At 51.7% G+C, this 10,263-nt stretch carries 9 protein-coding genes; all 9 read left to right on the top strand.

Going from position 1 to position 10,263, the window contains the following annotated elements:
• Positions 1–47 precede the first annotated feature (47 nt).
• The 9 genes from I2H39_RS08835 (at position 48) to I2H39_RS08795 (ending at position 10,075) form a co-directional block, all read left to right on the top strand.
• Positions 48–1,472: a hypothetical protein gene (locus tag I2H39_RS08835; protein ID WP_195626272.1), complete on the top strand. Its 1,425-nt coding sequence runs from the start codon at positions 48–50 to the stop codon at positions 1,470–1,472.
• A gap of 78 nt (positions 1,473–1,550) precedes the next feature.
• A complete protein-coding gene (rfbF, locus tag I2H39_RS08830) occupies positions 1,551–2,321 on the top strand; it encodes a glucose-1-phosphate cytidylyltransferase (protein WP_138306730.1) in 771 nt (256 codons plus the stop codon).
• A 14-nt stretch (positions 2,322–2,335) separates the two neighbouring features.
• Positions 2,336–3,391 carry a CDP-glucose 4,6-dehydratase gene (gene rfbG, locus I2H39_RS08825; RefSeq protein WP_138306731.1) on the top strand — a complete coding sequence of 352 codons (1,056 nt, stop codon included), beginning with the start codon at positions 2,336–2,338 and terminating at the stop codon, positions 3,389–3,391.
• Positions 3,392–3,473: 82 nt separating this feature from the next.
• On the top strand, positions 3,474–4,832 hold the full coding sequence (rfbH, locus tag I2H39_RS08820) for a lipopolysaccharide biosynthesis protein RfbH (protein ID WP_195626271.1): 1,359 nt from the start codon (positions 3,474–3,476) through the stop codon (positions 4,830–4,832).
• A gap of 43 nt (positions 4,833–4,875) precedes the next feature.
• Positions 4,876–5,718 carry a LicD family protein gene (locus I2H39_RS08815; protein WP_195626270.1) on the top strand — a complete coding sequence of 281 codons (843 nt, stop codon included), beginning with the start codon at positions 4,876–4,878 and terminating at the stop codon, positions 5,716–5,718.
• Positions 5,719–5,771: 53 nt separating this feature from the next.
• Entirely contained in the window at positions 5,772–6,707 is a 936-nt protein-coding gene (locus I2H39_RS08810; RefSeq protein WP_195626269.1) for a glycosyltransferase family 2 protein, read from the top strand.
• Positions 6,708–6,939: 232 nt separating this feature from the next.
• Entirely contained in the window at positions 6,940–7,572 is a 633-nt protein-coding gene (locus I2H39_RS08805; protein WP_138306749.1) for a TetR/AcrR family transcriptional regulator, read from the top strand.
• Positions 7,573–7,607: 35 nt separating this feature from the next.
• Positions 7,608–8,843, top strand: a complete 1,236-nt coding sequence (locus I2H39_RS08800; RefSeq protein ID WP_138306750.1) for a TolC family protein — start codon at positions 7,608–7,610, stop codon at positions 8,841–8,843.
• A 32-nt stretch (positions 8,844–8,875) separates the two neighbouring features.
• Positions 8,876–10,075, top strand: a complete 1,200-nt coding sequence (locus I2H39_RS08795; protein ID WP_138306751.1) for a TolC family protein — start codon at positions 8,876–8,878, stop codon at positions 10,073–10,075.
• The last annotated feature ends 188 nt before the right edge of the window (positions 10,076–10,263 follow it).

The following is a 10,263-nucleotide window of genomic DNA, read 5'->3' as shown; positions in this document are numbered from 1 at the left end:
ACATAGTCCGGTAAGGACGGAGAAAACGGGAAAGGGGCAGGATAACCATGAATGCAGAACGAAACAGGAAAATCATATATTGGCTTCTTCCTCTTGCAGGCATCCTGTTCTGCCTCTGGTACGTAAAGAACGCCACCTGCGACGTGGTGTACTCAGACTACATCCGGCTGGTGAACAGCTACCTGCCTGATGTGTGGAATCCGGAGAAATTTTTTGTGCCGGATGTGCTGACACGCATCCCGGTCAATTATCTCTGCCGTATTGTCAATGTGGAGTTCTTTGGTTTCACCATAACCCTGGAACGGGTGCTGGGAGTGGTGAGCTTAGGGCTGGCAGGCTGGGTATTTGCAGCCTATTGCAGTGGCAGGAAGGTGGGATGCCTCTGGTTTGCACTGCTGATGGCAGTCATGTTCAGCCTGAATAAATGGGAGATGATTACCAATGGAAGCGGCTGGTCCCATTTCTTTGCCTTTGCCTGCTTCTACTACCATGAGCTGGTCCTGGACCGGGTATGGGCAGGGGAGGAAAAGAAAGGTGACCGCGTAAAGCTGCTTGTGCTGCCGTGGCTCATTATACTGGGAACGGCCGGACCTTACTGTGCGGTTTATGCTGCCACACTGCTGCTTTCCTACGGATTCTGCATGGTCATGGACCGGTTGGGAAAGAATGAAGGCCGGACATACGGTTCCTGGGATATGCGGTATCTGGCCTGCATGGCCTGCACCCTGGTTCCCCTGCTTCTGTATATGCTGAGCAATTCCATGGCAGTGGAGGAACATGCCGGAGCCACGGGACGTTCCCTGGGTACGATTCTGGCGGAAAATCCCACATTTCCCATCCGTTTTCTGCTGAAGTCCTTTGCAGGGGTTCTGGTGGGAGGGGAGGAACTTCAGCGTTTCATGGAAAGCGGCCTGCTCAGCAACCGGATGTGTTATGTCCTGGGCTTGTTTGTGGTCTGCGGCTATCTGCTGGCGTTGTGGCTTAATTTCCGGTTCCGCCTGTATGAGAGGACCATCATGCCCCTGATGCTTCTGGCAGGAGGCGGTATGAACCATGTAATCATCTTTATTTCCAGGTATATATTTGAGAAGGAAAGCTATGCCTTAAGTTCCCGCTATGCCCTGCAGTTCCAGGTGGGAATACTGGGTATCGTACTTACCTTTGCACTTGTATGGAAGATGAAGGAGAGGACAAGCCGGGGATACCGGTGGGTCATGGCACTATTCTGCCTTGCAATCCTTATGGGAAATGGTTATACTACTTATCGTGAGATTCAGAAAGCGCCCAGCAGGGAGGAAAGCTTTGAGAGAAAGGCACATCTGGCCCTGGAGGTCCCCGGAATGAGCCGGGAAGAGCTGCAGGACAGGGGCGGGGAGCTGGAAAGAGAGTTTGAATACTACAAAGGACTGGATAAGATACAGAACGCGTTCCGGATACTGGAAGAGAACAGACTGAATGTGTTCCGGGAATAGGACGCGCCAGGAATGGAATATGGCAGAAATGGAATGCGGCAGAAATAAAATGTGTCGGAAATACAATGGAGGACAGAGATGAAGGTAGTAATTTTAGCAGGAGGTTTTGGTACCAGAATCAGCGAGGAGAGCCATCTGAAGCCAAAGCCAATGATAGAAATCGGGGGAAAGCCCATATTGTGGCATATCATGAAGTATTATTCGGAATACGGATTCCACGACTTCATCATCTGTCTGGGCTATAAGCAGTATGTGGTGAAGGAATTTTTTGCGGACTATTTCCTTCACACCTCAGACGTGACATTTGATTTGGCCAATAATAAGATGGAGGTCCACAATAACTACTCCGAGCCGTGGAAGGTGACTCTGGTGGATACCGGACTCAACACCATGACAGGCGGGCGGGTAAAGCGCATCCAGCCTTTTGTGGGAAATGAACCCTTCATGCTGACCTATGGGGACGGGGTGTCCACTGTGGATTTGAATGAACTGGTGCGTTTCCATGAATCCCATGGCAGGACAGCCACCATCACAACGGTCAACATTGGCCAGATGAAGGGGGTCCTGGATATTGATGAACATGATACGGTCCTTTCCTTCCGGGAAAAGGAAGATAATGACGGCGCTTTGATTAACGGCGGGTTCATGGTAATGAATCCTGAGGTATTTGATTATCTGGAAGGGGATTCCACTGTATTTGAGCAGGGCCCCATGCAGCGTCTGGCGGCAGAGGGACAGCTTAAATCCTTTTATCACAGCGGATTCTGGCAGTGCATGGATACCCAGCGGGAGATGAATAAGCTGGAGGGGCTGTGGCAGTCCGGTAAGGCGCCCTGGAAGATTTGGTAGGAGATGAATATTTTATGACGATGAAAGAATTGACGGACTTTTATAAGGGAAAGAAGGTACTGGTGACAGGGCATACCGGGTTTAAGGGGGCCTGGCTCTGCCGGATATTGACCCTGGCCGGGGCCCGGGTGACGGGGTATTCCCTTGAGCCGCCCACAGACCCAAGCCTGTTTGAAATTGCCGGGCTGGAGGATGTGATGGACAGCGTGATTGGCGATATCAGGAATCTTAAGGGACTTCAGGACGTGTTTGAACGGGTGAGGCCGGAGGTGGTGTTTCATCTGGCAGCCCAGCCCATTGTGCGGGATTCTTATAAGGACCCGGTGTATACCTATGAGACAAATGTTATGGGAACCGTGAACGTGCTGGAGTGTGTCAGGCTGACGGACAGTGTGCGCTCCTTCCTCAATGTGACCACGGACAAGGTTTATGAGAACCGGGAGTGGGAGTATGGCTACAGGGAATGCGACCCCCTGGACGGATATGACCCCTATTCCAACAGCAAGTCCTGTTCCGAGCTGGTAACCCACAGCTATCAGAAGTCCTTTCTCAGCGGCGGACGCTGTGCTGTTTCCACTTCAAGGGCCGGAAATGTCATTGGAGGAGGCGATTTTGCCAATGACAGAATTATACCTGACTGTATCAGGGCGGCTGCTGCAGGGAAAGATATTATTGTAAGGAATCCCCATTCCACCAGGCCCTATCAGCTGGTGCTGGAGCCTCTTTTGGTATATCTTACCATTGCCATGAAGCAGTATGAGGACGGCCGGTACCAGGGGTATTATAATGTGGGACCGGATGATAAGGACTGTGTGACCACGGGCCGTCTGGTGGACATGTTCTGCCGGGCCTGGGGCGAGGGCGTAACGTGGGTAAACCAGTATGACGGAGGCCCCCATGAGGCCAATTTCCTGAAGCTGGATTGTTCCAGGATAAAGTCGGTGTTTGGCTGGCGCCCCAGATACGGGGTGGAGGAAGCTGTACAGAAGACCGTGGAGTGGTCCAAGGCCTATCTGGACGGTGAGGACATGCTGGAGGTCATGGACCGGCAGATAACAGAATTTCTGTAACGGTCCGGACAGCAGGGAAACGGATGCGGGGGCATGGGCGTCTGAACTGTTACGAATTTTTTTGCAGAGAGGAGATATAAACATGGCTTTTGAACATAAAACAGAGACAGAAGCAAGACAGCAGATTCTGGACATGGTGGCCGAATACTGCGATACCTATCACAATAAAAAGGAACCCTTTCAGGAGGGCGACCGCATCCCTTATGCTTCCAGGGTCTATGACCATAAGGAGATGGTAAACCTGGTGGACAGTTCACTGGAATTCTGGCTGACCTCCGGCAGGTACACCGATGAATTTGAGAAGAAGCTGGCAGCTTATCTGGGCGTGCGTTTCTGCTCCCTGGTAAACTCCGGTTCCTCCGCCAATCTGCTGGCCTTCATGACGCTGACCTCCCCCTTGCTGGGGGAGCGCAGGGTGAAGAGAGGGGATGAAATTATCACAGTTGCCTGCGGGTTTCCAACCACGGTGGCGCCTGCCATCCAGTTTGGGGCAGTGCCGGTGTTTGTGGATGTGACCATCCCCCAGTATAACATTGATGTGACAAAGCTGGAGGAGGCGCTGTCTGAAAAGACAAAGGCAGTGATGATAGCCCATACCCTTGGAAATCCCTTTGATTTAAGGACAGTAAAGGCATTCTGCCAAAGGCATGGCCTGTGGCTGGTGGAGGATAACTGCGATGCCCTGGGCACACAGTACACCATGGAAGAGGATGGGAAGGAAGTAACCCGGTTTACAGGTACCATCGGGGACATTGGTACTTCCAGCTTTTATCCGCCCCATCACATGACCATGGGCGAGGGCGGCGCCGTGTATACGGACAATCCCCTTCTCAATAAAATCATACGTTCCTTCCGGGACTGGGGCCGGGACTGCGTATGCCCCTCTGGCCGTGACAACATGTGCGGACACCGGTTTGACCGGCAGTTCGGGGAGCTTCCCCTGGGCTATGACCACAAATACGTATATTCCCATCTTGGGTATAATCTGAAGGCCACGGACATGCAGGCATCCATTGGCTGTGCCCAGCTGGATAAATTCCCCTCCTTTGTGGAGCGCCGCCGTCACAATTTCGACCGGCTGAAGGCAGGACTGGAGGGGACGGAAAATCAGCTGATTCTTCCGGAAGCCTGCCCGCATTCCAGGCCAAGCTGGTTTGGTTTTCTGATTACATGCAGGGAAGGCGTGGACCGCAATAAGGTGGTACGGTATGCAGAGGAAAAGGGCGTGCAGACCAGAATGCTGTTTGCCGGCAACCTGACAAAGCATCCCTGCTTTGATGAGATGCGTACAGAAGGCAGAGGATACCGCATTGCGGGCAGCCTGGACAATACGGACCGCATTATGGCCGACACCTTCTGGGTAGGTGTGTATCCGGGAATGACAGACGCCATGATTGACTATATGGCCCAGACAATTAAGGAAGCAGCGGAGTGTGTATAGGAACCGCGCGGTACCATAAGTATAAAGGGCAGGAGTACTGATTATGATGGAAACCTATGATATGAGCCGGGTTCATGAGGCTAACCTGACTATATTAAAAGAGATAGACCGGATTTGCCGCAAGTACAATATCCGTTACATGCTGGACGCAGGCACCCTCATAGGCGCTGTACGCCACAAGGGATTCATTCCCTGGGACGATGATGCGGATGTGGCATTTACCAGAAACCAGTATGAGGCGTTTATGAAGGTGGCTCCAAGGGAGCTGCCCGACACCATGGAACTGCTGGAACCGGACAGCTTCCGGGGAGGAAAGGCGTTTTATGATTTTACGCCCAGGATTATTTACAAGAAAAGCAAGTGCCATGAGGACAGCCCCGAGATGCAGTACTATGAGGGAAAGCTGAACCATATATGGGTGGATTTGTTTATTCTGGATAAGCTTCCCGCCTCTGTGACAGGGGCGGAATTCACCCGCTTCCTGCACAAGGCAGTGTATGGAATGGCCATGGGGCACAGGTATAAGCTGGATTTCAGCAAATACAGCCTGATGCACAAGATATTTGTGGGAGGACTGGCAGCCGTTGGCCGCCTGGTGCCAATGAAGCTTATCTTTGCCATGCAGAGAGCGGCAGCCCTGAAGGACAGGAAAAGCAGGGGGAACCAGTGCTATTACAGCAACTATCAGCCTGATTACCTGTATGTGACTGTGGACAGGTCCTGCTGTGACCAGGTGGAGGATTGGGATTTTGAGGATACCCGTCTGATGATACCCAGGGGATGGCACCAGATACTGACAGAGGTGTATGGGAACTACATGGAAATGCCCCCGGAGGACAAACGGGTGCCCACCCACTCCAGCCAGCAAATCCAGATTTTTGATTAATGCAGTTTTCGGACACGCGTCAGGCTCACGGGAAAGGATTACAGACAAAAGACATGGACAGGTTGTTATCGGTTGTGGTATCAGTCTACAACGAAGAAAAGGCATTGGAAGAATTTTACAGGGAGACCATAAAGGTATTGGGGCAAATCAGCTGGGACTATGAGCTGATTTTTGTCAATGACGGCAGCAGGGACGGAAGCCAGGACATACTGGACCGGCTGGCGGCAGCCGATAAAAGGGTCAGGGTGGTATGCTTTTCCAGGAATTTCGGGCATGAGGCAGCCATGATAGCGGGGCTGGATTACAGCCGCGGGGACGGCATCATCTGTATGGACGCAGACCTGCAGCACCCCCCGGAGTGCATCCCGGAAATACTGGAGAAGTTTGGGGAGGGTTATCAGGTTATCAACATGGTCCGGACCAGGAACAAAACAGCAGGACTGGTGAAGAACATCACCTCATCCGGCTTTTACTGGCTTATCAACCGGATTTCAGATGTACATTTTGAGGCAAATGCCTCTGACTTTTTTGCGGTTTCGCGCCATGTGGCCCAGGTGCTGAAGGACAGCTACCGGGAAAAGGTGCGCTTCCTAAGGGGCTATGTGCAGAATGTGGGCTTTCAGAAAACCACCATTGAGTATGAGGCAAGGGCCAGGGTGGCGGGGGAGAGCAAGTACAGCATCAAGAAGCTGTTTGTGTTTTCCATCAATACAATCCTGTGCTTTTCCAATATGCCCCTGAAGCTGGGAATCTACGCAGGCATATTCTCGGCCCTGCTGGGTTTCCTGGTTATGATATACACCCTCTGCACCAGAAGAGGGGCTCCCAGCGGCTATGCCACTATTGTGGTGTTGATTTGCTTTATGTTTGCCATGATGTTTGTGATTATCGGTATCATCGGCGAGTATATTGCCATTCTGTTCACGGAGCTGAAGGACAGGCCGATTTATATTGTGGACCGGACGGAGAATATGGACGGCCGGGAATAGCAGCTCTGATACCTGTACATCAACTGGAACATATTTTAATAGAATACCATAAGCAGAACAGGGACCAGACAATCGGTCCCTGTTCTGTTTATGGAAATTTAATTCTTCCTTTCTTGACAATCCATGGCATATGTGTTTATAATTGGGTTCGTGACATATTGTCACAAATGACATTGTGTCACCAAACGGAATATGATTGTATCATACAAAAGAGGGCTAGGAGGCGGGATTCATGCCTACACAACGATTTTTGAAACTAAAGGAAGAGAAGAAGCAGGCGATACTGGAGGCAGCGGTCCACGAATTCTCAAGGGTTCCCTATTCATCTGCATCCATCAACCAGATTATCAAGGAGGCGGACATATCCAGAGGAAGCTTCTATACATATTTTGAAGATAAGGACGACCTGATGCGGTATATGCTCAGAGGCTTCAGGGATAACTGCCAGGAGCGGATTTTCAGGACATTGAAGGAGCAGGAGGGAAATCCCTTCGGGACGGCTCTTAAGCTTCTGGAGGCAGTGGTGGATGAGGACCAGGGCGGCCTGGGCTATAAGATGTACAGGAACATGCTGTCGGATTTAAGCGTGGTGAACCAGAACCATTTGTTTGGAATCAAAGGCTTTTTATTTCAGGATGAGTGCTACCGTGAATTCATTCAGAAGCTTTATGAAGGGATTGACAGGGAACGCTATCCCATTGATGAAGAGACCCTGGCATATCTGGTGGACATGGCCATGCTTATCATTATCAAGGCCGTGACGCTGTATTATAAGAATGTGGTGGACCGGGATAAGCTTTTGGAAGTGACAAGAAAGGAAATGCTTATATTGGAATACGGTGTCTGTCGGAACATCGGAAACTGACGCAATAAGGAAACGCTGAAAAGAGGAGAGAAGAGATGAAGAATTTAAGGAACAGGAAATATGGATACAGGGCTGCTGCTGTTCTGGCAGCCATTACCATGGCGGGGTCAATGTCCATGACCTCATTGGCAGCCGGCGGGAAAAAGCCCAATGTGAGCAAACCGGATGATGCCCATACCATTGCAGAGCCGCCCGCTCCGGACATCAACAAGGATTTAAGCCCTGAATTTGCATACAGCGAGGACAAATGGGCATCCCTCAGGGATAATGTGCTGGAATTTGATGAGCTGAAGGATTTAATACATGAGTACAACCCAACGGTCCGCAGCAACCGTTCCACCTATAAGGACCAGAAGGGCAAGGACCTGAATGCGGCCTACGATGACTATATGGATGACATTGACGCTATCTGGAATAATGCGGACAGCGACGATGATGTGGCATGGGCAACTGCCCGGTTCCAGGTAGGCGTGCTCCAGCAGCAGGCTGACAACAATTATCAGGACGCCGACATGGAAAAGATTCAGTATGACCAGACAGAGGCGGGACTGGTGTATCAGGCCCAGCAGCTCATGGTGACCTATGAGCAGTCCCGGTATAATATGGAGAATCTCCAGAGCGCCAGGAATCTGCTGCAGACCCAGTACGAGGCAACCGTGGCCCGGCAGGCTGCCGGCATGGCAACCCAGGCAGATGTACTCAGCGCTTTAAAGAGCGTCCAGGACCAGGATACAGCCATCCTGTCCGCGCAGAAATCAGCGGACAATGTACACAGAAGCCTTTGCCTGATGCTGGGATGGGCGGTGGACGGCCAGCCTGAAATCAGGGATGTGCCTGAGCCGGATTTAAACCGGATAGGGTCCATGAATCCGGATGCCGATCTGGAGACTGCCATTGCAAACAATTACGATGTGAAATATTATGAGAAAAAGGCCGGAAACCTGACCAGCCAGTACCTGATTGAGTCCAACCAGGCCCAGCTTAAGGATGCAAAGGATAAGGCGGCCAAATCCCTCAGGACCCAGTACAATGCAGTGCTTACCAACCGGGATGCCCTGAACGCAGCCGTGATGGCCCTGGATGTTGCCTCCGTTAACCTGAATACGGCCACGGCCAAGAGGGCGGTAGGTGAAATTACAGAGCTGGAATACCAGAACGCGCTGAACAGCTATGTGTCTGCCAGGAACAGTGTGGAGACGGATAAGCTTCAGCTTCTGCTGGCCATGGAAGCATATGACTGGAATGTAAAAGGTCTTACAACCTCCAATTAGGCCGGTTGAAGAAAGGTAAGGAGGTTGAACAGATGAATATAAACAGACGAAGAAGCTTCATGGCACTGTCGCTGGCAGCTGTGATGGCAGTGGGCGCTACGGGCGCTGCTCTGGCCGATGAACCCGGTGTTGTACCGGGAGATGCATACACCGGGGCCATGGCCCGGCTCCAGGACAGCCACATGGAGTACGACGAATTGACAGACCTGATTAAGAATTACTACGCCCCCATAAAAAGCGCATACGCCATGATTGACACCATGGAGGAGGACCAGGGAAGCATTGCAGCTGCCATGCGGGTGGTGGCGGATGATTATATGTCCCAGGCAGACCAGCTGAAAGACGTCCTGGGCAGCGGAAATCCCGCGGTTATGCAGGTAGTGGGAGGCGCCAGGATGCTGCGCTCCAGCGCGGGCTCCATGGACCGCTCCATTGGGCGCAGCAAGTCCAGCCGGAGCGTGGACCGCCAGGTGAACATGATTGTGTCCGGCGCGGAGACTCTGATGAACCAGTATGAGTATTACCAGTCCCAGAGGACCGTGGTGGCCAAGGCGCTGGAGATAGCCCAGACAGCCCAGGCCATACAGCAGACCATGCAGGCCCAGGGCCTTGCGGTGGATGCCGACGTGCTTTCGGCGGCAGCCCAGCTGTCCTCGGCCAAATCCCAGCTGGAGAGCATAGATGCGGGCATTGATCAGATATATAAGACCCTGTGCTACTATACCGGGTGGGATAAGGGGGCGGAGACTGTCATTGGCCCGGTTCCGGCAGCCGACCCATCGGTCATCCCAACTCTGGACCTGGCATCTGACAAGGAAACCGCTGTGAACAATAATTACAGCTTAATCAGCATGCGGAGCGGGTCCGGGGCAGGTATGAGCGATTTCCAGGTCCGCACCACCAAGGAAATGACCCAGAAAGCCAACAAGATGCGTACCGTGGACTATTCAGAGGACCAGCTCCGTTCCGATATGCAGACATTGTACGACACCATATTGGAGAAAAAGGCTGCCTATGATTCTGCCTCAACCGCTTACCAGAGCGCCCAGCTCACATGGAATGCGGCGCAGATTCAGAGGCAGAACGGCACGCTGAGCCAGATTCAGTTCATGCAGCAGGAGCTGGCCTATCTCCAGGCCCAGTCCGGGTTTAAATGTGCAGACCTGAATCTGCAGCAGGCGCTGCGCAATTACCAGTGGGCTGTAACCGGAGTCAGTGTGAACGCAGGATAAATGTAAATTACAGAAGAACCCTATTTTTACCAGTTTTGTTACATTTGCAACAAAATAGTGGTGAAAATAGGGTTTTTCTCTGTCTTTTAGTTTAAAATTAACAAAAACTATATAAAATTTATCCGTCTATCTCTTGAATTTACAGGAAAAAAATGTTATTCTTAATACATAGGGGCATGTATAATTAT

Origin of the sequence: Clostridium sp. 1001283B150225_161107_B6 (genome assembly GCF_015556325.1) — a bacterium.
Lineage (GTDB): Bacteria > Bacillota > Clostridia > Lachnospirales > Lachnospiraceae > Enterocloster.
Note: the sequence above shows the minus strand (reverse complement) of the source record. Positions and strands in the feature narration are given on the sequence as shown.